The organism is Serratia sp. FDAARGOS_506, from assembly GCF_003812745.1.
GTDB lineage: Bacteria > Pseudomonadota > Gammaproteobacteria > Enterobacterales > Enterobacteriaceae > Serratia.
In genome coordinates, this window is record NZ_CP033831.1 from 890,717 (window position 1) to 913,908 (window position 23,192).

21 protein-coding genes and 1 other RNA gene are annotated in these 23,192 nt (G+C 60.7%); 13 read left to right on the forward strand and 9 right to left on the reverse strand.

Annotation, left to right across the window (positions count from 1 at the left end):
- The first annotated feature begins 158 nt into the window (after positions 1-158).
- From EGY12_RS04455 to EGY12_RS04475, 5 genes are all read left to right on the forward strand, one after another.
- Positions 159-464, forward strand: a complete 306-nt coding sequence (locus EGY12_RS04455) for a YqjD family protein (RefSeq protein WP_004937125.1) — start codon at positions 159-161, stop codon at positions 462-464.
- Between the two features lie 2 nt (positions 465-466).
- Positions 467-868, forward strand: a complete 402-nt coding sequence (locus EGY12_RS04460) for a phage holin family protein (protein ID WP_015379160.1) — start codon at positions 467-469, stop codon at positions 866-868.
- Positions 865-1,152, forward strand: coding sequence for a YqjK-like family protein (locus tag EGY12_RS04465; RefSeq protein WP_049198507.1), 288 nt, complete (start codon positions 865-867; stop codon positions 1,150-1,152). The genes EGY12_RS04460 and EGY12_RS04465 overlap by 4 nt, the downstream gene beginning before the upstream one ends.
- A 294-nt stretch (positions 1,153-1,446) precedes the next feature.
- Positions 1,447-1,842: a DoxX family protein gene (locus EGY12_RS04470; RefSeq protein ID WP_004937119.1), complete on the forward strand. Its 396-nt coding sequence runs from the start codon at positions 1,447-1,449 to the stop codon at positions 1,840-1,842.
- Positions 1,843-1,912: 70 nt separating this feature from the next.
- The gene (locus EGY12_RS04475) at positions 1,913-2,899 is read left to right on the forward strand and encodes a glutathione S-transferase family protein (RefSeq protein ID WP_123892702.1); all 987 of its coding nucleotides are present in this window, start codon (positions 1,913-1,915) and stop codon (positions 2,897-2,899) included.
- Between the two features lie 51 nt (positions 2,900-2,950).
- Here the strand turns inward: EGY12_RS04475 and EGY12_RS04480 are convergent, their stop codons facing one another.
- Positions 2,951-3,847, reverse strand: a complete 897-nt coding sequence (locus EGY12_RS04480; protein ID WP_004937113.1) for a LysR family transcriptional regulator — start codon at positions 3,845-3,847, stop codon at positions 2,951-2,953.
- A gap of 107 nt (positions 3,848-3,954) precedes the next feature.
- On the opposite strand from EGY12_RS04480, the gene EGY12_RS04485 reads away from it, so the two are divergent.
- On the forward strand, positions 3,955-4,656 hold the full coding sequence (locus EGY12_RS04485) for a pirin family protein (RefSeq protein ID WP_123892703.1): 702 nt from the start codon (positions 3,955-3,957) through the stop codon (positions 4,654-4,656).
- A gap of 57 nt (positions 4,657-4,713) precedes the next feature.
- Here EGY12_RS04485 and rnpB read toward each other — a convergent pair.
- Positions 4,714-5,091, reverse strand: an RNA gene (gene rnpB / locus EGY12_RS04490) — RNase P RNA component class A.
- A gap of 41 nt (positions 5,092-5,132) precedes the next feature.
- Positions 5,133-5,996 (reverse strand): 16S rRNA (cytidine(1402)-2'-O)-methyltransferase, encoded by an 864-nt coding sequence (gene rsmI / locus EGY12_RS04495; protein WP_004937108.1) that lies wholly within the window; start codon positions 5,994-5,996, stop codon positions 5,133-5,135.
- Positions 5,997-6,058: 62 nt separating this feature from the next.
- Here rsmI and EGY12_RS04500 point away from each other — a divergent pair, with 62 nt between their 5' ends.
- Genes EGY12_RS04500 through dolP form a run of 4 tightly spaced genes read left to right on the forward strand, consistent with a single transcriptional unit; the run spans position 6,059 to position 9,675 of the window.
- Positions 6,059-8,098 (forward strand): penicillin-binding protein activator, encoded by a 2,040-nt coding sequence (locus EGY12_RS04500; protein WP_123892704.1) that lies wholly within the window; start codon positions 6,059-6,061, stop codon positions 8,096-8,098.
- Entirely contained in the window at positions 8,095-8,448 is a 354-nt protein-coding gene (locus tag EGY12_RS04505; protein ID WP_123892705.1) for a YraN family protein, read from the forward strand. Before EGY12_RS04500 ends, EGY12_RS04505 begins: the two co-directional genes overlap by 4 nt.
- Positions 8,449-8,499: 51 nt before the next feature.
- Entirely contained in the window at positions 8,500-9,090 is a 591-nt protein-coding gene (diaA, locus tag EGY12_RS04510) for a DnaA initiator-associating protein DiaA (RefSeq protein ID WP_004937103.1), read from the forward strand.
- Between the two features lie 9 nt (positions 9,091-9,099).
- Positions 9,100-9,675, forward strand: a complete 576-nt coding sequence (gene dolP, locus EGY12_RS04515) for a division/outer membrane stress-associated lipid-binding lipoprotein (RefSeq protein ID WP_021505102.1) — start codon at positions 9,100-9,102, stop codon at positions 9,673-9,675.
- Between the two features lie 39 nt (positions 9,676-9,714).
- Here the strand turns inward: dolP and mtgA are convergent, their stop codons facing one another.
- From mtgA to EGY12_RS04535, 4 genes are all read right to left on the reverse strand, one after another.
- A complete protein-coding gene (mtgA, locus tag EGY12_RS04520) occupies positions 9,715-10,446 on the reverse strand; it encodes a monofunctional biosynthetic peptidoglycan transglycosylase (protein ID WP_123892706.1) in 732 nt (243 codons plus the stop codon).
- Positions 10,443-11,096, reverse strand: coding sequence for an isoprenoid biosynthesis glyoxalase ElbB (gene elbB / locus EGY12_RS04525; protein WP_123892707.1), 654 nt, complete (start codon positions 11,094-11,096; stop codon positions 10,443-10,445). Before elbB ends, mtgA begins: the two co-directional genes overlap by 4 nt.
- Positions 11,097-11,333: 237 nt before the next feature.
- Positions 11,334-13,673 carry an aerobic respiration two-component sensor histidine kinase ArcB gene (gene arcB, locus EGY12_RS04530; protein WP_123892708.1) on the reverse strand — a complete coding sequence of 780 codons (2,340 nt, stop codon included), beginning with the start codon at positions 13,671-13,673 and terminating at the stop codon, positions 11,334-11,336.
- Positions 13,674-13,765: 92 nt separating this feature from the next.
- Positions 13,766-14,704: a TIGR01212 family radical SAM protein gene (locus tag EGY12_RS04535; RefSeq protein WP_123892709.1), complete on the reverse strand. Its 939-nt coding sequence runs from the start codon at positions 14,702-14,704 to the stop codon at positions 13,766-13,768.
- 692 nt (positions 14,705-15,396) lie between these two features.
- On the opposite strand from EGY12_RS04535, the gene gltB reads away from it, so the two are divergent.
- The 3 genes from gltB to EGY12_RS04550 all read left to right on the forward strand — a co-directional run bounded on the left by gltB (position 15,397) and on the right by EGY12_RS04550 (position 21,935).
- Positions 15,397-19,857, forward strand: coding sequence for a glutamate synthase large subunit (gene gltB, locus EGY12_RS04540; protein WP_123892710.1), 4,461 nt, complete (start codon positions 15,397-15,399; stop codon positions 19,855-19,857).
- Positions 19,858-19,871: 14 nt separating this feature from the next.
- Complete coding sequence (locus EGY12_RS04545) at positions 19,872-21,290, forward strand: glutamate synthase small subunit (protein ID WP_123892711.1); 1,419 nt, start codon at positions 19,872-19,874, stop codon at positions 21,288-21,290.
- A gap of 165 nt (positions 21,291-21,455) precedes the next feature.
- Positions 21,456-21,935 carry a hypothetical protein gene (locus EGY12_RS04550; protein WP_123892712.1) on the forward strand — a complete coding sequence of 160 codons (480 nt, stop codon included), beginning with the start codon at positions 21,456-21,458 and terminating at the stop codon, positions 21,933-21,935.
- 62 nt (positions 21,936-21,997) lie between these two features.
- Here the strand turns inward: EGY12_RS04550 and sspB are convergent, their stop codons facing one another.
- Positions 21,998-22,498, reverse strand: a complete 501-nt coding sequence (gene sspB, locus EGY12_RS04555) for a ClpXP protease specificity-enhancing factor (protein WP_049198520.1) — start codon at positions 22,496-22,498, stop codon at positions 21,998-22,000.
- Positions 22,499-22,503: 5 nt separating this feature from the next.
- The gene (gene sspA / locus EGY12_RS04560; protein ID WP_049198558.1) at positions 22,504-23,145 is read right to left on the reverse strand and encodes a stringent starvation protein SspA; all 642 of its coding nucleotides are present in this window, start codon (positions 23,143-23,145) and stop codon (positions 22,504-22,506) included.
- Between the last annotated feature and the right edge of the window lie 47 nt (positions 23,146-23,192).

Sequence of the window (23,192 nt, forward strand, 5' to 3'; positions counted from 1 at the left end):
TACACCAGCGGATTTATCGATGAGAGCCCCATCACACGGGATTTCTTAAGCATATGGAATTGATGTCTGGTGTTATCTGCTGGCCATCACCCCTTTGCTCCGGCGAAAAAATCCGCTATGTTGAAAGTCTGTCGTCATCAACGTTAAGGAATAATCACATGGCACATGATTCAAATGCAGAAAACTTACGCGCTGAACTGAAGTCCTTAGCCGATACGCTGGAGGAAGTGCTGAACTCCTCCACCGACAAGCCGAAAGCCGAGCTGGAGAAGTTGCGCTCGAAAGCGGAAGGCGCGCTGAAAGAGACCCGCGCTCGCCTGAGCGACGCCGGTGACAAGCTGGCTTCGCAAACCAAACAGATCGCCGGCCAAGCCGACGACTACGTGCGCGACAACCCGTGGACCGGCATCGGTATCGGCGCGGCGGTCGGCGTCGTGCTGGGCGTGCTGCTCGCGCGTCGCTAATCATGGCTGAACAACCGCAAGTGCGCGCGCAGGGCCCCGCCAAAGGGGTCCTGGATATCGGTCAGCGCATCATCACGATCCTGGTTGGCATGGTGGAAACCCGTGTCCGGCTGGCCGTGGTCGAGCTGGAAGAGGAGAAAGCCAACCTCATTCAGCTGCTGATCATGGCCGGTATGACGCTGCTGTTCACCGCCTTCGGTTTGATGAGCCTGCTGATCCTGATTTTCTGGGCCATCGATCCGGTCTACCGGCTGGTGGCGCTGGGCGCAACGACCGGGGTACTGCTGTTCCTGGCCGTGGTCGGCACCATCTGGACGCTGGTCAAGGCCCGTCGCACCACGCTGCTGGGCGCCACGCGCAAGCAGCTGGAACTTGACCGCGCCGAGCTGGAGCGCGAGCCATGAGCCGCCGCCGCTACCTGGAATGGAAAAAAGAGAGGCTGATTCGGCAGATCCAGCAACAACGTCTGGATCTGGCCGAACACAAGTCTCTGTGGCTGGAAAAGACCGAGCGTATCGACCGTGGCTGGCAGACGGTGTTCGGCCTGCGCCGCTATTTGGTGCTCGGTTCCAGCATCATGGCGCTGTACGGCATTCGCCACCCCAGCAAGATGATCCGCTGGTCGCGCCGCGCTTTCGGCGCCTGGAGCGCTATCCGACTGTTTAAAAAGACTTTTTCCGCCAAGTAAGCACCGCGTCTTTCCTTCAAACATCCTGTTGCTCTGCCCTCGTTTTTCCCCTAAAACAGTGCCGCTTATCGCGAGGGCCGGGCAACTTGCTGACAAGCGTCAGTTTATTAGCACGCTAAAGATTCAGATTTTTTGGAAAATTACGACAGTTTTACTTGCTAACAACCTGAGCACTTCCCGCTTAACATTCACTCCATCAATACGATATGGGCCGGACAGGGTGAGAGACCCGATATACCGCCCGTTGATATGACTACCGCCGAACAGGCACACAAAAACACTTTGGAGTAGATGATGAAAAAATTAGAAGATACAGGTTTGTTGGTTGCTCGTATTCTGATGCCAATCCTGTTTATCGTGGCAGGCTACGGCAAAATGGGTGACGCTTATGCCGGTACCCAACAGTACATGCAATCGATGGGCGTGCCTGGCTTCTTGCTGCCGCTGACCATCCTGCTGGAATTTGGCGGCGGTCTGGCGATCCTGTTCGGTTTCCTGACCCGCACCGTGGCGCTGTTCACTGCCGGTTTCACCATCCTGACCGCGCTGCTGTTCCACACTGACTTTGCGGAAGGCGTAAACCAGCTGATGTTCATGAAAAACCTGACCATCGCCGGCGGCTTCATCGTGTTGGCGGTCGCAGGCCCGGGCGGCTTCAGCATCGACCGTCTTCTGAACAAGAAATGGTAATCTAAACTGTCATTCAGGGCCCGGCATGCCGGGTCCTGTCGTTTTTCACTCGGACACCAAGGAGATTCCCATGGGACAACTCGTCGATGGCGTTTGGCAAGACATCTGGTATGACACGAAATCTACCGGCGGCCGTTTCAAACGTTCAACCGCTCAGTTTCGCAATTGGGTGACCGCCGACGGTCAACCGGGCGAACACGGCGCGGGCGGCTTCCAGGCCGAGGCAGACCGTTATCACCTGTACGTTTCCCTCGCCTGCCCCTGGGCGCACCGCACGCTGTTGATGCGTAAACTGAAAGGATTGGAGCAGATCATTCCGGTCTCAGTGGTGCACCCGCTGATGCTGGAAAACGGCTGGACCTTCGGCCAGGATTTTCCTGAAACCACCGGCGATCCGCTGTATCACGCCGATTTCCTGTACCAGATCTACCTGCGAGCCGATCCGCACTACAGCGGGCGCGTGACCGTGCCGGTGCTGTGGGATAAACAGCGGCAAACCATCGTCAGCAACGAATCTGCCGACATCATCCGCATGTTCAACAGCGCGTTTGACGGCGTCGGCGCCCGAGCGGGCGATTACTACCCGGACGAGCTGCGCGGCAAAATCGATGAGCTTAACGGTTGGATTTACGATCGGGTGAACAACGGCGTGTACAAGGCCGGTTTCGCCACCAGCCAAGAGGCCTATGACGAAGCGGTCAGCGGAGTCTTCAGCGCGCTCGAACGCCTGGAGCAGATCCTGGGGCAGCACCGCTATCTGACCGGCGATCGGCTGACCGAAGCCGACCTGCGCCTGTGGACCACGCTGGTACGCTTCGATCCGGTATACGTCACCCACTTCAAGTGCGATAAACACCGTATCAGCGACTACCTGAACCTGTACGGTTTCCTGCGCGACATCTACCAGATGCCGGGCATCGCCGAGACGGTCAGCCTGCCGCACATTCGCAACCACTACTATCGCAGCCACGCCACCATCAACCCGCACGGCATCATTTCGATCGGGCCAGCGCAGGATCTGGACGAGCCGCACGGCCGCGATCAGCGCTTCGGTTAAGGCGAAAAAAATCCCCTTGCCGCCCGGCAAGGGGATCTCATCCCACCGACGTTAACGCTGCGCGAACAAGCGCGGAATTTCGCGCAGGAACCAGGCTTTCGCCTCCCCCATGCTGTCGCGCCGCCAGGCCATGATGATGTCGGCTTCGCGGCTGTATTCCGGCCCCACTACGCGCAGCCGCCCGGCTTCGATATCTTTCTCCACCATCGGGTACGGCATGGTCGCCACCCCCAGCCCGGCCAGCAGCGCCAGGCGTTTGTCTTCAATGGTGCTCACCGTCAGGCGCTGCTGCTTGTCCAGCAGCTGTACGGTCAATACCGGGCGCTCGCGGGCGGTGTCCGCCACCGCGATGCCGCGGTACTTCACGCGGGTCACCTCGGAAAGCGGCTCCGGCTCCTGGTGGATAGGATGGTCCGGCGCGGCGACGTAGACGCTCATCACCTTATACAGTTTGCGGGTGTTGATCTCCGACGATGCGCGGAAATGCATGTCCGGCGCGATCACGATGTCGGCGCGTCCCTGTTCCAGCCGCTCCCAGGCGCCCGCCAGCACCTCGGTGAAAATCGACACCTGGGTGTTGGCCTTCAGCGCCAGCTTGTCCACCAGCGGGAACAACAGGCTCGGCGGCGACAGCGCTTCGCTGACGATGGTCAGGTGGGTTTCCCAACCGCGCGCCAGCGCCTCGGCGTCGGTGGTCAGCTTGTCGGCCGCTTCCAGCAGCACCCGCCCGCGCTCCAGCAACATGCGCCCCACGTTGGTGAACTTGGTACGGTGGCCCGAACGGTCGAACAGCACCACGTCCAATTCTTCTTCCAATTTTTGCATGGTGTAGCTGAGCGCCGACGGCACCCGGCCCAATTCGTCGGCGGCCGCGGCGAAACTGCCACGCCGGTCGATCGCGTCCATCACTCTCAACGCCTCAAGCGTGAGCGCCCGATCTCTGGCCATCACATCCCTCTGTCAGGAAATTTGAATATGCCGACCAGATTAACTGGCTAACAATCCGACGTCCAGATGCTTACCATTTGGATAATGAATTTAGAGAGCCGATTGCCATGATTACATGCAGAACAGCACAACAATGCGGGCAAGCTGACTTTGGTTGGCTGCAGGCTCGCTACACCTTTTCCTTTGGCCACTACTTCGATCCCAAACTGATGGGCTATGCGTCGCTGCGGGTGCTGAATCAGGAGGTGCTGGCGCCGGGCGCGTCGTTCCAGCCGCGCACCTATCCCAGCGTGGATATCCTGAACCTGATCCTGCTGGGCGAGGCGGAATACCGCGACAGCGACGGCAACACCGCGCGCGCCAAAGCCGGCGAAGCGCTGCTGTTGGCCACCCTACCGGGCCTGAGCTACAGCGAGCAGAACGTCAGCAGTGATACGCCGCTGACCCGCCTGCAGCTGTGGCTCGACGCCTGCCCGGAACGCAACAGCGAGCGAGTGCAGCGCCTGACGCTGCCGGCGGCAGGCAAACTGCTGCTGGCCTCGCCGGACGGCGCGCAGGGCAGCCTGCAGCTGCGCCAACAGGTCTGGATCCATCATCTCGATCTGCAGCCGGGCGAAGAACAAACGCTGACGATTAACGGGCCGCGCGCCTATTTGCAGTCGATTCACGGCACCATCGCCGCCACCGGCGAGCGCCACGAAGCGCAGCGTCTGACCTGCGGCGACGGCGCCTTCGTGCGCGAGGAGAATCGCCTGACGATCCGCGCCGAGACGCCGCTGCGCGCGCTGCTGATTGACCTGCCGGTGTAAGCCGGCCGGAAAACGAAAAACCCCGCGCAACTTGCGTTGCGCGGGGTTTTCTTTTGTCGAGGGAGTTGACCGGTAAGCCGGGTTCTGTCGTGGACAGTCATTCCTCTAGGCCAGCAATCGCTCACTGGCTCAAGCAGCCTACCCGGGTTCAGTACGGGCCGTACCATGTGAACCCCTATTTGGCCTTGCTCCGGGTGGAGTTTACCGTGCCACGAACTGTTGCCAGCCGCGCGGTGCGCTCTTACCGCACCCTTTCACCCTTACCTGATCCCGCTTGCGCGGGCCATCGGCGGTTTGCTCTCTGTTGCACTAGTCGTAGGCTTGCGCCTCCCAGGCGTTACCTGGCACCCTGCCCTATGGAGCCCGGACTTTCCTCCCCTCCATCTGTCTCCCCGAAGAGGACGGCAATGAAGCGGCGACTGTCTGGTCAACTCCGGCGCGGATAGTAGCGTCGCGGCGGCGGCAGGTCAACCGCTTTACGGCTGTTGTTGCTCCAGCGCGTGCTTATACAACGCATTTTTCTTTACGCCGTGGATTTCCGCCGCCAGCGCCGCCGCCTTTTTCAGCGGCAGCTCTTTTTGCAGTAGCGCCAGCGTGCGCAGCGCCTCAAGCGGCAGCGCATCCTCCTGCGCCTTGTGGCCTTCGACAATCAGCACCATTTCGCCGCGGCGGCGCACTTCATCTTCCTGCACCCACGCCAACAGCTCGCCTACCGGCGCGCCGTGGATAGATTCCCAGGTTTTGGTCAGCTCACGCGCCAGCACCACATAGCGCTGCGGGCCCCAAACGGTGACCATGTCCTGCAGGCTTTCCAGCAGGCGGTGAGTGGATTCGTAGAAAATCAGCGTGCGCGGCTCCTCCGCCAGCGCCATCAACGTATCCTTGCGCCCCTTGGTTTTCGCCGGCAGGAAGCCTTCGTAGCAGAAGCGGTCGGAAGCGACGCCTGCGGCGCACAGCGCGGTGGTGGCGGCGCAGGCGCCCGGTAGCGGCACCACGCGAATGCCGGCCTCACGGCAACGGCGCACCAGGTGATAACCGGGATCGTTGATCAGCGGCGTGCCGGCGTCGGAAACCAGCGCGATACTCTGGCCTTCCTGCAGTTTCGCCAGCAATTGATCGGCCTTTTGCTGTTCGTTGTGGTCGTGCAGCGCGAACAATCGCGCGTTGATCGCGAAGTGTTGCAACAGCAATCCGGTATGGCGCGTGTCTTCCGCCGCGATCAGATCAACGCTTTTCAGTACCTCTAACGCACGGTGAGTGATATCGCCCAGATTGCCGATGGGGGTGGGCACCACATACAGCGTTGATGCAGAAATGACTGATTGTTGGTGTTGATTCATTGTTTCATCCGGGTTGCCGATTTAATATTGAGCATCTTGAAAAAAACATCACTGGATACAGTATGCTTTCCTCAACATTCGTTCGTACCAAAGCAGGGCGTTCCAAGCCTGTCCGACTTACCGCAGTCATCGCGGCAGCCCTTTTCCTGGCAGGCTGTCCAAGTCGGGCCCCGCAAACGCCGCCCGCCAATATACAGGACGAAGCGAGCGCCAGCTCCGATTACTACCTGCAGCAGTTGCAGCAAAGCAGCGATGATAACAAGGCTGACTGGCAATTACTTGCTATTCGCGCCTTGCTGCGTGAAGGAAAACTGCCGCAGGCCGGCGACCAGTTGAATCAGCTGCCGAAAAACCTCAGCGGCGCGCAGCAGACTGAACGCCAGTTGCTGACCGCCGAACTGCAGATCGCCAACAAGAGCTACGTCAGCGCCCGCAGCACGCTGAGCCATCTGGACAGCGCTTCGCTGTCGCCGAATCAGAAGGTGCGCTACTACCAGGCGCAGATTGCCGCCAATCAGGGCAAAGCGTCGCTGCCATTGATCCGCGCCTATATCGCCCAGGAGCCGTTGCTGACCGGCAAACCGCACCAGGACAACCTGGATCAGACCTGGCAGGCGCTGCTGCAGCTGACGCCGCAGGAGATGAACAGCCTGGTGATCAACGCCGACGAGAACGTTCTGCAAGGCTGGCTGGATCTGCTGCGCGTCTATCAGGACAACAAGCAGGATCCCGATCTGCTGAAGGCCGGCATCAAAGACTGGCAGAACCGTTATCCGAAGAACCCGGCGGCCAAAACGCTGCCCGCTCGCCTGAACCAGGTGCTGAACTTCACCCAGGCCTCCACCTCGAAAATCGCCCTGCTGCTGCCGTTGAACGGCCAGGCGAAAGTGTTCGCCGACGCCATCCAGCAAGGGTTCGAAGCGGCGAAGAACGGCGGTTCCATGCCGGCGCCGCAGCCTCAAGCCGCACAACCGGCCAGCGCACCGGCCCAAACGGCGCCGGCCGATCAGGCCGCCACGGGGGACATCAACGCCAACGGCGCAGTCAGCCCTTCGGCGCAAGAAAGCCAGCCTGCCGTGACCGCCGCGCAAGCAGCTGCGCCGTCCAGCGCGCCGGTAACGCCGCTGCAGGCCGCTAACGCGCAGGTCAAAGTGTACGACACCACCAGCCAGCCGCTGGCCGCCTTGCTGAGCCAGGCGCAGCAAGATGGCGCCACCCTGGTGGTCGGGCCGCTGCTGAAAGAGAACGTCGATCAGCTGTCCGCCAGCACCACCACGCTGAACGTGCTGGCGCTCAACCAGCCGGAAACGCCGAAGGACAACCTGAATATCTGTTACTTCGCCCTGTCGCCGGAAGATGAAGCGCGCGACGCCGCTCGCCATATCTGGGAACAGCAGAAGCGTCAACCCTTGCTGCTGGTACCGCGCGGCGCCTTCGGCGATCGCGTCGCCAAGGCCTTTAACCAGGAATGGCAGAAGCAAGGCGGGCAAACCGTGCTGCGTCAGGACATCGGCTCTGCCGGTGAACTGCGCCAGATGGTGAACAGCGGCGGTATCCGCATGACCGGTACCCCGATGTCGAGCGCCCCGGCGCCGCAGAGCGTGACCATCGCCGGGCTGACTATTCCGGCACCGCCGAGCGACGTGCCCGCCGCGACCGGCGGCAGCGTCGACGCAGTGTATATCGTCGCCACCCAGTCTCAGCTGACGCTGATCAAACCGATGATCGACATGGCCACCAGCTCGCGCGGCAAGCCGGCGATGTACGCCAGCTCGCGCAGCTACCAGGCCGGCGCCGGCCCGGACTTCCGCCTGGAAATGGAAGGCCTGCAGTTCAGCGATATCCCTCTGTTGGCGGGGTCGAACCCTCAACTGTTGCAGCAGGCCAGCGCGCGCTTCCGCAACGACTACTCGCTGGTCCGTCTGTATGCGATGGGGATGGATGCCTGGACATTGGCCAACCACTTTGCTGAAATGCGCCAGCTGCCGGGCTTCCAGGTTTCCGGCACCACCGGTACGCTGAGCGCGTCACCGAACTGCGTGATCAACCGCAAACTGCCTTGGCTGCAATACCGTCAAGGTACGGTCGTTCCAGTCTCTTGAACCTACGCGCCTCAGGGGCGGGCTATGAGTTACTGGCCCGCCGTCACCTGGAACACGCCGGGCTCACCTTCTGCGCCGCCAACGTCGCGGTGCGCGGCGGCGAGCTCGATCTCATCATGCGCGACGGTGCCACCTGGGTATTCGTCGAAGTGCGCTACCGCCGCAACGACGCCTTCGGCGGCGCGGCCGCCAGCGTCACCTTTCGCAAACAACGGCGGTTGCTGCATGCCGCCGCCGTCTGGCTGGCGGGGCGCGGAGCCAGCTTTGACACATCATCTTGCCGTTTTGATGTTTTGGCCATTACCGGTAGCCAGTTAGAATGGATACCCAACGCCTTCAATGCGGATTAATCGGGGTTTTGCGGCGCAGACCGGCCCTTTGACTTAGTGGATTAATACAACGTGCTGGATAGAATTAAAGTCTGTTTTACCGAAAGCATCCAAACCCAGATCGCGGCGGCGGAAGCATTGCCGGACGCCATCTCCCGCGCTGCGATGACGCTGGTTCAATCCTTACTCAACGGCAACAAAATCCTGTGCTGCGGCAACGGCACCTCGGCGGCCAACGCGCAACACTTTGCCGCCAGCATGATCAATCGTTTTGAAACCGAACGCCCCAGCCTGCCGGCCATCGCCCTCAACGCCGACAACGTGGTGCTGACGGCGATCAGCAACGATCGGCTGCACGACGAAGTGTACGCCAAGCAGGTGCGTGCGCTCGGGCATACCGGCGACGTGCTGCTGGCGATTTCCACCCGCGGCAACAGCCGTGATATTGTGAAAGCGGTCGAGGCGGCCGTCACGCGCGATATGACCATCGTCGCGCTCACCGGCTACGACGGCGGCGAACTGGCCGGGCTGCTCGGCCAGCAGGACGTCGAGATCCGCATCCCGTCGCACCGCAGCTCACGCATTCAGGAAATGCATATGCTGACCGTAAACTGCCTGTGCGACCTGATAGACAATACGTTATTCCCCCACCAGGACGATTAAGGAACTGAGATGAAGCTAAAAGCCACATTTGCAGTGCTGTCCAGCGCCCTGCTGTTGCAAGGCTGTATCGCCGGCGTCGTCGTCGGCAGTGCGGCCGTCGCGACCAAAACCGCCACCGACCCGCGCAGCGTCGGGACCCAGGTGGATGACGGCACGCTGGAAGCCAGGGTCGAAAGCGCTCTGAGCAAAGACCAGCAGCTGAAGAAAGAAGCCCGGGTGGTCGCCACCGCCTATCAGGGCAAAGTGCTGTTGACCGGCCAATCGCCTAACGCCGATCTCACCGCGCGCGCCAAGCAGATCGCCATGGGCGTGGAAGGCACGACCGAAGTGTATAACGAAATCCGTCAGGGCACGCCGGTCAGCCTGAGCACTGCCTCCTCCGATACCTGGATCACCACCAAGGTGCGTTCGCAGCTGCTCACCAGCGATACGGTGAAATCGTCCAACGTGAAAGTCACCACCGAAAATGGCGAAGTGTTCTTGCTGGGTCTGGTCACGCAGCAGGAAGGACAGTCGGCGGCGCAGATCGCCAGCCAGGTCAGCGGCGTGAAGCACGTCACTACCGCCTTTACCTATGTAAAATAATCCGCCTGGCGGGAACGGCTCCCTGCCGTTCCCGCCCGCTTAATCCAACTGGTTCTCGCTTAAAAACGCTTCCCCGCCCAGCTGCCGCATCTGGCGCATGATCCACTGCTGTCGTTGTATCACATAGCCGGAAGGCGCATCGGCCCTGAAGCGATGCGGATTCGGCAATACCGCCGCTAACAGCGCCGCTTCGGCCGCGGTCAGCCGTTTGGCTGGCTTATGGAAAAAGCGTTGTGATGCCTCCTCTACGCCAAACACCCCGTCGCCGAACTCGACGATGTTCAGATACACCGTCAGAATGCGCCGCTTGGTCCACACCAGCTCGATGCCCGACGTTAATCCGGCCTCCAGCCCTTTGCGCAGCCAGCTGCGGCCATCCCACAGAAACAGGTTCTTGGCGGTTTGCTGCGACAGTGTGGACGCGCCGCGGATGCGCGTCGGGCGCTTCTCGTTGTGGCTGAGCGCCTTTTCAATAGCCGCCACGTCGAAGCCCCAATGGTCTGGAAACTTCTGATCCTCCGCCGCCATCACCGCCAGCGCCATTTGCGGCGAGATGTCGTCCATTGACACCCAGTCCGAATGGGCGACGTAGCCGAAGTCGCCGCTCAGCCAGGCGCTGACTTGCCTCTCCACCATCACGGCGGAAAACGGCACCGGCAGGAAGGCGAAAGCCACAATACCTAACACCCACAGGCCAAGAATCGCGATGACGCCGCGTTTCAGCCAATACCACGGGCGCAGCCGCCGCCATCCGCCGAGCGACTTTCTCATTCAGCCAGTTCCAGCACCCGTGCCACCAGCTTATCGATGCCGAGGGCCGCCTGTGCGATAGACGGCGCCAGCATATAGGCCGGCGTGGTTACGACTTTGTGCTCACTGTCCACCACGATGTCGTCCACCGGGCAAATCACCGGCTCGCCTCCCATGGCGTCAATCACTTCTCCCAGGTCCGGATCGTTGCCAATGGTCAGCCGCACTTGTTGATCCAGCAGTTTCGGCAATAGCGCCGGCGCGATGCACATCAGGCCAATTGGTTTGTTGGCCTTATGCATCTCGCGCGTCAGGCGCGCCAAATCTTCATCGACCCAACATTCCGCGCCGGCTTCAGCGAAATTGCTGAGGTTCTTGGCGGCGCCGAAGCCGCCGGGCACGATCAACGCATCCAGCTGCGCGGCCTCCGCCAGCGCCAGCGGCTGCACCGCGCCGCGGGCAATGCGCGCCGATTCAATCAGGACATTGCGTGACTCCGCCATCTCCTCACCAGATAAGTGATTAATAACATGGCGTTGTGATCTATCAGGCGCAAAGCACACCGCCTGCGCGCCGGCACGGTCCAACGCCAGCAGCGTCAGCACCGCTTCATGGATCTCCGTACCGTCATAAACGCCGCTGCCGCTGAGGACTACACCCACCTTTTTCATCACTCTTACTCCTGTCGCTGCTGTCAACTGGTTCGTGCTCGGAGTTGACAAACACTAATCTACATCACACATTTTAATGAATCTTCTAACAAGAGCGCTTACATTTGCTATGTTGTTGGCTGTATGATGTTTAGGAATTCGCTACAACCTGCTCGACCAGAACACTGAAACCAATACGCAGGTTCACAATTTCCCTGGTGTTGGCGCAATATTCGCGCACCCCGGCTTAGGTCGGGGTCATTTTTTTTCAGCGTTCTCAACCCAAGCTCGCAGTACCTGCACATCGTTGCGCCACTCTTGTTTCAACTCATCTACCCAATCCTGCACGTTATCCCACCAGGCCGGCAGCGTCGGCGTTTGAATCTGTTGCGCCAGCTGTTGCAGGTGACGCAGACCGACCGAACCGGCGGCGCCCTTAATCTTGTGCCCCTCCTCGGTGATGCCTTTCTGATCGCGCGCCGTCATGTTGGAGTCCAGCACCGCCAGATAACCCGGCATCATCTGTTCGAACATCTCCAGGCTCTGGTGAATCAGCTGCGGGCCAACCAGATCCATATACTGTTCCAGCATCGCGGTATCGAGTAACGACTCATTAATCTGCATCGCCTTGTGCTCCGTTTTCTTTGAAGTGTGAGAAGGTTGATGATCCCAATAGTGTTTGATGACCTTAGTCAGCGCCGGCACCGACAACGGCTTGCTCAGCACATCGTCCATGCCCGCCTCGAGATACTCTTTTTTATCTTTCAGCACGTTGGCGGTCAGCGCCACCAGCGGCGGCAACGCCTGCCCGGCGTAGCGCTCACGCAGCGCCCGGGCGATGTCCAGCCCGGTCATGTCCGGCAGCTGGATATCCAGCAGAACCAGATCGAACTCGTCCGGATCGAACATCGCCAGCGCGTCGTGGCCGTTCATCGCTACCTCAACGCTGTTGCCCAGCTTCTCCAGCACCGAGCGCGCCACGATCACGTTCAGCTCGATATCCTCCACCAACAGGATATGCAGCGCCGGCAACGGCAACTCCTCTTCCTCCGGCGCCGCGCTGACGGCTTCCTGCACCGCCGGCGCCTGGATGGTCAGGGTGAAGCAAGAACCGTGCCCCTGTTCGCTGCGCACGGTGATGTCGCCGCCCATGCTCTGCGCCAGCCGCTTGGAGACCGCCAGCCCAATGCCGGTACCGGTGGCCGGGCGACCGCCGCGCTGATCTTTCACCTGGTAATACATGGCGAAGATCTTGTCCTGCTCGTCCTGCGGGATGCCCATGCCCGAGTCTTCCACCTCGAACACCAGCTTCTCCTGCGCCTCGCGCCGCACGCGCACCACGATTTTCCCCTGCCGGGTGAATTTCACCGCGTTGCCGATAAGGTTCCACAAAATCTGCCGCAGGCGCGTGCCGTCGGTCACGATCTGCTGCGGCAGCGGCGTCTGCGGCTCCATGATGAACTGCAGCCCCTTCGGCTGCGCCAGCAGGCCGGAGAGATTCTCCAGATCCGCCAGGAAACCGGTGAAGTCCACCGGCTGGTTGTCGAGCTGCACCTTGCGCCGCTCGAGCTTATCCATTTCGATAATGTCGTTGAAGATATTGCCGAGGGTGATGGCGCTGACGTGGATGGTCTTCAGGTATTTCAGCTGCTCGTCGTTCAACTCGGTATCGAGCAAAATGCGGCTCAGGCCGACGATGCCGTTAAGCGGCGTACGCAGCTCGTGGCTGATCGTGGAGATAAAGGTAGTCTTCTCCCTGCTGGCATTCTCCAGCGCGTCCTGGTAGCGCTTACGCTCGGTAATATCGCGGCCGAAGCCCATCAGCCCGTGGCGCTTGCCCACCCGGTCGTAAAACGGCACCTTGCGCAGCTCGAAACAGGCCTTGCGGCCGTCGGGATACACCAGCCACTGTTCATAGGTCAGCGAGACGTTATGGCGGAACACCTTTTCGTCGGTTTCGATCACCTTTTCGGCGATCTCCTGGCCGTAGACGTCGAATGGCGTCAGGCCGATCAGCTGCTTCTCGCTCTTGCCGGTCAACAGCTCCATCGCGCGGTTGCAGCCGGAAAACTCTTTGTCTTCGTTGCGGTAGTAGACCAGATCCGGCGAGGCATCGAGGAAGGAGCGCAGCAGCACCGATTGCTGGCCCAGCTCAATCTGCGCCAGTTCGCGCTGTTCCATCTCTTCCGTCAGCTTCTCCATCACCTGCAGGCGCTCTTCCTCCGCCTTGATGCGGTCGGCGATCTCCTGGTTCAGCTGGCTGATATTGTCTTTAAGCTGCTGATTGAGCTCCAAATCGCGGTGGCGCATCTCCTCCAGCTTGTCCACCAGCCGCGCCAGCCGCTGGCGCGACTCCTCCAACTGCTCCACCACCACCGAAAGAAAATAGACCGCCCACGGGGTGATCAACAAACCGAAGAAGATCGAACGCACCACGTCGATGCTTTCCACTTCGCCGCGCAGCAGCATGGTCACCGCCATCTGCACCACCATCGCCAGCACCACCAGCGCTGAGGCCAACAGCAGCGAGAAGCGCACCAACCCCAGTTTCACCATTAAATCGACGTAGTACTGGGCCAACACCCGGATTTGCTTCATAGCGGCTCCCATCAGACACAATCTTTTGAATCATACCGTAAAACAGCGGTGAGATAAGGCGGCAAACGCCGAAGTGTGGCAAAGATTGCACTTCAGAGCGGCATTCTAGGGCGGTAGCGCCGCTTTTCATCCAGCGCGCTGCCCTGCCCGCCGTATTGCCGCAGATAAGCGCCCACCGCCTGCATGCCGCTCCAGCGATTTTCGCACCACAGCGGCGCCAGCAACGTGGGCCGACGGGCGCTGGCGGACAGGCGGTGATACACCACTTCGCCCGGCGTGTGGCGGATCATCTCCCCGGCGCTGACGGCATAGTCCTCCAGCGCCAGTTCTGGCAAACGCCCGGCATGCCACGCCCGCGCCAGGGTACTACCGGTGACGACATGCAGCGGGTGCAGCTTGATGCCATCCACGCCGGTCTCCGTCACTCGCTGCAGCGTGAGCAGATGATCGCGCTGAGTTTCTCCCGGCAACCCGACGATAAGATGGCAGCACACCTTCAGCCCGCGCTGCCGGGCCAGCCGCGCGGTCTGCTGATAGCAGTGGAAATCATGGCCGCGGTTGATGCGTTTAAGCGTTTTATCGTGCGCCGTCTGCAGCCCCAGCTCCAACCACACCTCGTAACCCTCTTCGCGATACCCCGTCAGCAGATCCAATGTGGCGGGCGGCACGCAATCCGGCCGGGTGCCGACGCACAGGCCAACCATGTCGCTCTGCGCCAACGCTTGCCGATACATCGAGGCCAGCAGTTCGACCTCCGCATAGGTGCTGGTATAAGCCTGGAAATAGGCCAGATAGCGCCGCGCCCGGTTGACCCGCGCGGCCTGCTGCGCAAGCTGTTCGGCGATGCTCTGCCGCTGCATCGCCTCATCGGCGAACGACGCGACGTTGCAGAACGTACAGCCGCCGCGCCCCACCGTGCCGTCACGGTTAGGGCAGCTGAATCCGCCGTGCAGCGTGAGTTTATGGATCTTTTCGCCATAGCGGCGCTGGAGATCTGCGCCAAACATATTGACTAATTGCGGCAACTGCATAATCTTGGTGATTCTCTGTGTTCAAAGCCGCGATGCTAATAAGAAACGGCTTTTCCCGCGATGACAGAGATCAACGCTTTTCCTGCAAGGCGCCACCAGGCATAACTATTCATCATAAATGCAAATCAATTCACTATAATTCTGATGAATTATTCTAATCGTCGCGCAACCGTTAACGGCAATATGACAACACGGTGAAAAATAGTCATAAACATCAAGCAAGCAATATCTTATAGAATAAAACTCTGCTATTAACCCCCGCACTAGCATGGTGCAGAGATTAAGGGGTTGCACTATAGTGAGACAGCTCACACTTCTGTGGGGATCGGCGTTGCCCCACGATAGTGCAAAAATGCAATAAAAACCTTATTTATCAAATGCATAAATACAATAAATTCGATAAGAATATATCTTAAGCCCACATTTGACCTGCGAATTCTTTCTCGCTAAGTTGGAAGTCCGCTGGAAGCTTTCTGGACGGGCAAACGTCTCGTCATATTTATGCAGTAATTGAAGACTCCCTCTTAAAACAAGTCCTATACCACTTGTGAGACCGTCACGAGAGGCCATTGATGGAGGGCGGAAAAGCAGATTGGCGGGGTTAACTTGCTGATTGGACTTCTGCCTGAAATTGGGAAGCCCCCTCGCAGTAGGTTGTGAGAGTCACGCAGAGCCTGGGGAGGTTCACTGATATGTTGTACGATAAATCCCAAGAGAGGGACAACTGTGGTTTCGGCCTGATCGCCCACATAGAAGGCGAACCTAGCCACAAGGTGGTTCGCACCGCCATTCACGCGCTGGCCCGCATGCAGCACCGCGGCGCGATCCTGGCCGACGGCAAGACCGGCGATGGCTGCGGCCTGTTGCTGCAAAAACCCGATCGTTTCTTCCGCATGGTGGCGGAAGAGCGCGGCTGGCGTTTAGCCAAAAACTACGCCGTCGGCATGATGTTCCTCAGCCAGAACGAAGAGGAAGCGCGCCTCAGCCGCCGCATCGTGGAAGAAGAGCTGCAAAACGAAACGCTGTCTATCGTCGGCTGGCGCGAAGTGCCGACCAACCCGGACGTGCTGGGTGAAATCGCCCTCTCCTCCCTGCCGCGCATCGAGCAAATCTTCGTTAACGCCCCGGCCGGCTGGCGCCCGCGCGATATGGAACGCCGCCTGTTCGTGGCGCGCCGCCGCATCGAGAAGCGCGTGCAGGACAACAGCTTCTACGTCTGCAGCTTCTCCAACCTGGTGACGATCTATAAAGGCCTGTGCATGCCTGCGGATCTGCCGCGCTTCTATCTCGATCTGGCGGATCTGCGCCTAGAATCGGCCATTTGCCTGTTCCACCAGCGCTTCTCCACCAACACCGTGCCGCGCTGGCCGCTGGCACAGCCGTTCCGCTACCTGGCGCACAACGGCGAAATCAACACCATCACCGGCAACCGCCAATGGGCGCGTGCCCGTACCTACAAATTCCAAACGCCGCTGATCCCGGATCTGCAGGCCGCCGCGCCGTTCGTCAACGAAACCGGCTCCGACTCCAGCTCGCTGGACAACATGCTGGAGCTGCTGCTGGCGGGCGGGATGGATCTCATCCGCGCCATGCGTCTGCTGGTGCCGCCGGCCTGGCAGAATAACCCGGACATGGATGGCGATCTGCGCGCCTTCTTCGACTTCAACTCAATGCATATGGAGCCGTGGGACGGCCCGGCCGGCATCGTGATGTCCGACGGCCGCTACGCCGCCTGTAACCTCGATCGCAACGGCCTGCGCCCGGCGCGCTATGTGATCACCAAAGATAAGCTGATCACCTGCGCCTCCGAAGTCGGCATCTGGGATTACCAACCGGATGAAGTGGTGGAAAAAGGCCGCGTCGGCCCCGGCGAGCTGATGGTGATCGACACCCGCAGCGGCCGCATCCTGCACTCGGCGGAAACCGACAACGATCTGAAAAGCCGCCATCCGTATAAAGAGTGGATGGAGAAAAACGTCAAACGTCTGGTGCCGTTCGAAGATCTGCCGGACGATCAGGTCGGCAGCCGCGAGCTCGACGACGCGCAGCTCGAAACCTACCAGAAACAGTTCGGCTACAGCAGCGAAGAGCTGGATCAGGTGATCCGCGTGCTGGGCGAGATTGGCCAGGAAGCCACCGGTTCGATGGGTGACGATACCCCGTTCGCCGTGCTCTCCAGCCGGCCGCGCATCGTTTACGACTACTTCCGCCAGCAGTTCGCGCAGGTCACCAACCCGCCGATCGATCCGCTGCGCGAAGCGCACGTCATGTCGCTGGCCACCAGCATCGGCCGAGAAATGAACGTGTTCTGCGAAGCCGAAGGCCAGGCGCACCGCCTGAGCTTCAAATCGCCGATCCTGCTGTACTCTGATTTCAAACAGCTCACCACGCTGGAAGGCGAATACTATCGCGCCGAGACGCTCGATCTGACCTTCGATCCGCAGCAGCAGGATCTGGAGCAGACCATTCGCGCCCTGTGCGACGAAGCGGAACGCAAGGTGCGTGAAGGTGCGGTGCTGTTGGTGCTGTCCGACCGTGCCATCGCGCCCGGCCGCCTGCCGGTACCGGCCCCGATGGCGGTTGGCGCCGTGCAAACCCGCCTGGTGGAGAAAAGCCTGCGCTGCGACGCCAACCTGATCGTTGAAACCGCCAGCGCCCGCGATCCGCACCACTTCGCCGTGCTGCTCGGCTTCGGCGCAACCGCTATCTACCCGTATCTGGCTTATGAAACCCTGGCCAAGCTGGTGGACAGCCAGGCGATCGACAAAAAATACCGCGACGTGATGCTGAACTACCGCAACGGCATCAACAAAGGCCTGTACAAGATCATGTCCAAAATGGGCATCTCGACCATCGCCTCTTACCGCTGCTCCAAGCTGTTCGAAGCGGTCGGCCTGCACCGTGATTTGGCGGATCTCTGCTTCCAGGGCGTGGTCAGCCGCATCGGCGGCGCCAGCTTCAGCGACTTCCAGCAGGATCTGCAGAACCTTTCCAAGCGCGCCTGGCTGAAACGCAAACCGCTGGAGCAAGGCGGCCTGCTGAAGTTTGTGCACGGCGGCGAATACCACGCCTACAACCCGGACGTGGTGAACTCGCTGCAAAAAGCGGTGCACAGCGGCGAGTACAGCGACTACCAGGCTTACGCCAAGCTGGTGAACGAGCGGCCGGTCGCTATGCTGCGCGATCTGCTGGCCATCACGCCAAAAGGCGAACCGATCCCGGTCGATCAGGTCGAGCCGGCGGAGTCGCTGTTCAAACGCTTCGACACGGCGGCGATGTCGATCGGCGCGCTGAGCCCGGAAGCGCACGAATCGCTGGCGATCGCCATGAACGGCCTCGGCGGCTTCTCCAACTCCGGCGAAGGCGGCGAAGATCCGGCGCGCTACCGCACCAACAAGGTGTCGCGCATCAAACAGGTGGCCTCCGGCCGCTTCGGCGTGACGCCGGCCTACCTGGTGAACGCCGACGTGATCCAGATTAAGGTGGCGCAGGGCGCCAAGCCGGGCGAAGGCGGCCAACTGCCGGGCGACAAGGTCACCCCGTACATCGCCAGACTGCGTTACTCGGTGCCGGGCGTGACGCTGATCTCTCCACCGCCGCACCACGATATCTACTCGATCGAAGATCTGGCGCAGCTGATCTTCGACCTGAAGCAGGTCAACCCGAAGGCGGTGATCTCGGTGAAACTGGTGTCCGAGCCGGGCGTCGGCACCATCGCCACCGGCGTGGCGAAAGCCTATGCCGACCTGATTACCATTGCCGGTTACGACGGCGGCACCGGCGCCAGCCCGCTGTCCTCGGTGAAATATGCCGGCTGTCCGTGGGAACTGGGCCTGGTGGAAACCCAGCAGGCGTTGGTGGCCAACGGTCTGCGCCACAAGATCCGTCTGCAAGTGGACGGCGGCCTGAAAACCGGTGTGGACATCGTCAAGGCGGCGATCCTGGGTGCGGAAAGCTTCGGCTTCGGCACTGGGCCGATGGTGGCGCTGGGCTGTAAATACCTGCGCATCTGCCACCTCAACAACTGCGCGACCGGCGTCGCGACTCAGGACGACAAGCTGCGCCGCGATCACTACCACGGTCTGCCGGAACGCGTGACGAATTACTTCCAGTTTATCGCGCGTGAAACCCGCGAGATCATGGCGCAGTTGGGCGTGAGCCAGCTGGTGGATCTGATCGGCCGCACCGATTTCCTGACCGAACTGGACGGCATTTCCGCCAAACAGAACAAGCTGGATCTATCGCCGCTGCTGAAAACCGCCACGCCGCATCCGGGCAAAGCGGTGTACTGCACCGAAAGCAGCAACCCGGCGTTCGACAAGGGCCTGCTGAACAAAGAGCTGTTGGCGCAAGCGGAACCGCATATCGAAGCGAAGCAGGGTAAAACCTTCTACTTCGACATTCGCAATACCGACCGCTCCGTGGGCGCCATGCTTTCCGGCGCTATCGCCAGCGTGCACGGCGATCAGGGCATGGCGGCCGATCCGATCAAGGCGCACTTCTCCGGCACCGCCGGGCAGAGCTTCGGCGTCTGGAACGCCGGCGGCGTCGAACTGACCCTGACCGGCGACGCCAACGACTATGTCGGCAAAGGCATGGCCGGTGGCAGCATCGCGGTGCGCCCACCGATTGGCTCTGCCTTCCGCAGCCATGAAGCCAGCATCGTCGGCAACACCTGCCTTTACGGTGCCACCGGCGGCAAACTGTTCGCCGCCGGCCGCGCGGGCGAACGTTTCGCGGTGCGCAACTCCGGCGCCATCACCGTGGTGGAAGGCATCGGCGACAACGGCTGCGAATACATGACCGGCGGCATCGTCTGCGTGCTGGGTAAAACCGGCATCAACTTCGGTGCAGGCATGACCGGCGGCTTCGCCTACGTGCTGGACGAAGACGGCGAGTTCCGCAAGCGCGTGAACCCGGAGCTGGTGGAAGTGCTGGATGTCGATCAACTGGCGATCCACGAGGAGCACCTGCGCGGCCTGATCACCGAACACGTGCAGGCGACCGGCTCTTCCCGTGCGGAAGAGATCCTGGCCAACTGGCCGGAGTGGGCGCCGAAGTTTGCCCTGGTCAAACCGAAGTCCAGCGATGTCAAAGCGCTGTTGGGTCACCGTAGCCGTTCCGCAGCCGAGCTGCGGGTGCAGGCGCAGTAAGAGGTAGGTCATTAATGAGTCAGAACGTTTATCAATTTATCGACCTGCAGCGTGTTGATCCGCCAAAGAAACCGCTGAAGATCCGCAAAATCGAGTTCGTCGAGATATACGAACCGTTTTCGGAAACGCAGGCCAAGGCCCAGGCGGACCGCTGTCTGTCCTGCGGTAACCCGTATTGCGAGTGGAAGTGCCCGGTGCACAACTACATCCCGAACTGGCTGAAACTGGCCAACGAAGGCCGCATCATGGAAGCGGCGGACCTGGCGCATCAGACCAACAGCCTGCCGGAAGTATGCGGCCGCGTGTGCCCGCAGGATCGCCTGTGCGAAGGCTCCTGCACCCTGAACGACGAGTTCGGCGCGGTCACCATCGGCAATATCGAGCGCTACATCAGCGATAAGGCCATCGAAATGGGCTGGAAGCCGGACATGTCGCACGTGCAGCCGACCGGCAAGCGCGTGGCGATCGTCGGTGCCGGCCCTGCAGGGCTGGCCTGTGCCGACGTATTGACCCGCAACGGCGTCAAGGCGGTGGTGTATGACCGCCACCCGGAAATCGGCGGCCTGCTGACCTTCGGCATCCCGGCCTTCAAGCTGGAAAAGGAAGTGATGGTCAAACGCCGTGGCATCTTCAGCGAGATGGGCATCGAGTTCCAGCTGAACACCGAAGTGGGCAAAGACGTCAGCATGGATACCTTGCTGAACGAGTACGATGCGGTATTCCTCGGCGTCGGCACCTATCAGTCGATGCGCGGCGGCCTGGAGAACGAGGACGCGCAGGGCGTGTACGACGCGCTGCCGTTCCTGATCGCCAACACCAAGCAACTGATGGGGTATGAAACCGAGCAGCACGAACCTTACGTCAGCATGGAAGGCAAACGCGTGGTGGTATTGGGCGGCGGCGATACCGCCATGGACTGCGTGCGCACCTCGGTGCGCCAGGGCGCGACGCAGGTCACCTGTGCCTACCGCCGCGACGAAGCCAACATGCCGGGATCCAAGCGCGAAGTGAAGAACGCCCGGGAAGAAGGGGTAGACTTCCAGTTCAACCTGCAGCCGCTGAGCATCGAACTGAACAGCGCCGGCCGCGTGGCCGGGGTGAAAATGGTGCGCACTCAGTTGGGTGCGCCGGATGCCAACGGCCGTCAGGCGGCGGAGCAGGTACCGGGTTCCGAACACGTGATCGACGCTGACGCGGTGGTGATGGCGTTCGGCTTCCGCCCGCATCGCATGGACTGGCTGGCAGCGCACGACGTGCAGCTCGATAAGCAGGGCCGTATCCTGGCCCCGGAAGGCAGCGACAACGCATTCCAGACCAGCAACCCGAAAATCTTCGCCGGCGGCGACGCGGTACGCGGTTCCGACCTGGTGGTGACGGCGATCGCCGAAGGCCGCAAGGCGGCAGACGGCATCATGAACTACCTGGAAGTGTAAACCTATCGTACCATCGGAGGCCCGGCACATTGCCGGGTCTCTGTTTTCCGCCCGCCACGCTTTGTAACAACCTCCCCTCACCACACTGCCTCAAAGCGCTATAGTATTGAGTTAGCATCATTGCGGGGCGCGGCTGCGCCTGACACCGAGATAAGGATAGCGAACATGAAATGCTCCATTTCCCTATTGGCCGGCGCGCTGCTGGCCGTCAGTTTCAGCGCTCCAGCCATGGCGCTGGATTCGCAGGAGGTCGGTTACAATATCGAAGCGCGCGGCGCGCGGCCGGTCGTGGCGCAGTTAGGCAAGGCCGGGCAGTTCAGCGCCGTAGAAAACAGCATCCGGCTGGGGGACGACAGCTGGATTGCCCTGGCGCCCAAGCTGGCCGGCGGCGGCAATGCCGGCTTTACCGCCGGCATCAAATCGGCCCTCTCCGCGGCTCTGATCTACAACCCGGCAGCGGTATTGCAGGCGCTCAACAAAGGCAACGACCTGCCGCTCAATGATATTTGTACCGCGCCGCCGGAAGTGCAAGGCGACACCGCCATCACCAGCTTCCGTCAGCGCGCAACCCGCGCCTTGTCCACCGTGCGCGTAGGCGATCTCAGTGCACCGCGCGATGCCTGCATTGCCGCCTTGAAAGGCTGATCCGCTTCTGCCAGGCAAAAAAAAGCACCCCATGGGGTGCTTTTTCGTTTGTTCTCGCGGAGTTATTTCACTACGCGCAGCGCCGGGCGACCACCGCGCGGCGGCTGCGGCGGTTCGTCGTCCGGGCCGTTGTTTTCCGCGGTATCCGGGCGATCGCCGTCGATTACCGACATCAGAGTTTCCGAAGGAATAGTCTCATTGTCCAGGCCTTCAAACACGCCTTCACTCTCGTCGTAGGCGGCTTCCGGTTCAAACATGGTACCGGCACCATTTTCGCGAGCATAGATCGCCAGCACGGCGGCCATCGGCACCGAAACCTGACGTGGCACGCCGCCGAAGCGCGCATTAAACTGCACACCTTCGTCGCCCAATGCCAAGTTGCCCACCGCGCGCGGCGCGATGTTCAGCACGATCTGACCGTCACGCGCGAACTCCATCGGCACCTGCACGTCCGGCCGGGTCACATCAACCACCAGGTGCGGCGTCAGCTGGTTATCCAGCAACCAGTCATAGAACGCCCGTAGCAGATATGGCCGGCGTGGGGTCATTTGAGACATGTCCATCGCGCTTAGCCCCGGGTCTGCAGGCGCATTTCACGCTCGGCTTCGGTCAGCGACGCCAGGAAGGCATCACGTTCGAAGACGCGGGTCATGTAACCTTTCAGCTCTTTGGAGCCGGCGCCGCTCAATTCGATGCCCAGCTGCGGCAGACGCCACAACAGTGGAGCCAGGTAGCAATCCACCAGGCTGAACTCTTCGCTCATGAAATACGGCGTCTGACCGAAGATCGGCGCGATCGCCAGCAGCTCTTCGCGCAGTTGGCGGCGAGCGGATTCAGCTTCCTGACCGCTGCTCTGCTCGATCTTGTACATCAGCGAGTACCAGTTTTTCTCGATACGCAGCATCATCAGGCGGCTCTCACCACGGGCAACCGGGTAAACAGGCATCAGCGGCGGGTGCGGGAAGCGCTCATCCAGGTATTCCATGATGATGCGGGATTCATACAGGGTCAGTTCGCGATCGACCAGCGTAGGCACCGTCTGGTAAGGGTTGAGGTCAATCAGATCTTGCGGCAGGTTATCCATTTCGACCTGCTCGATCTCGACGCTGACACCTTTCTCCGCCAGTACGATGCGTACTTGATGGCTAAAAATGTCGGTCGGGCCAGAGAACAGCGTCATTACCGAACGTTTGTTGGCAGCGACAGCCATGAAAACCTCCAAGTTATCTAGAAAATACTGCGAATAGCCAACTGACA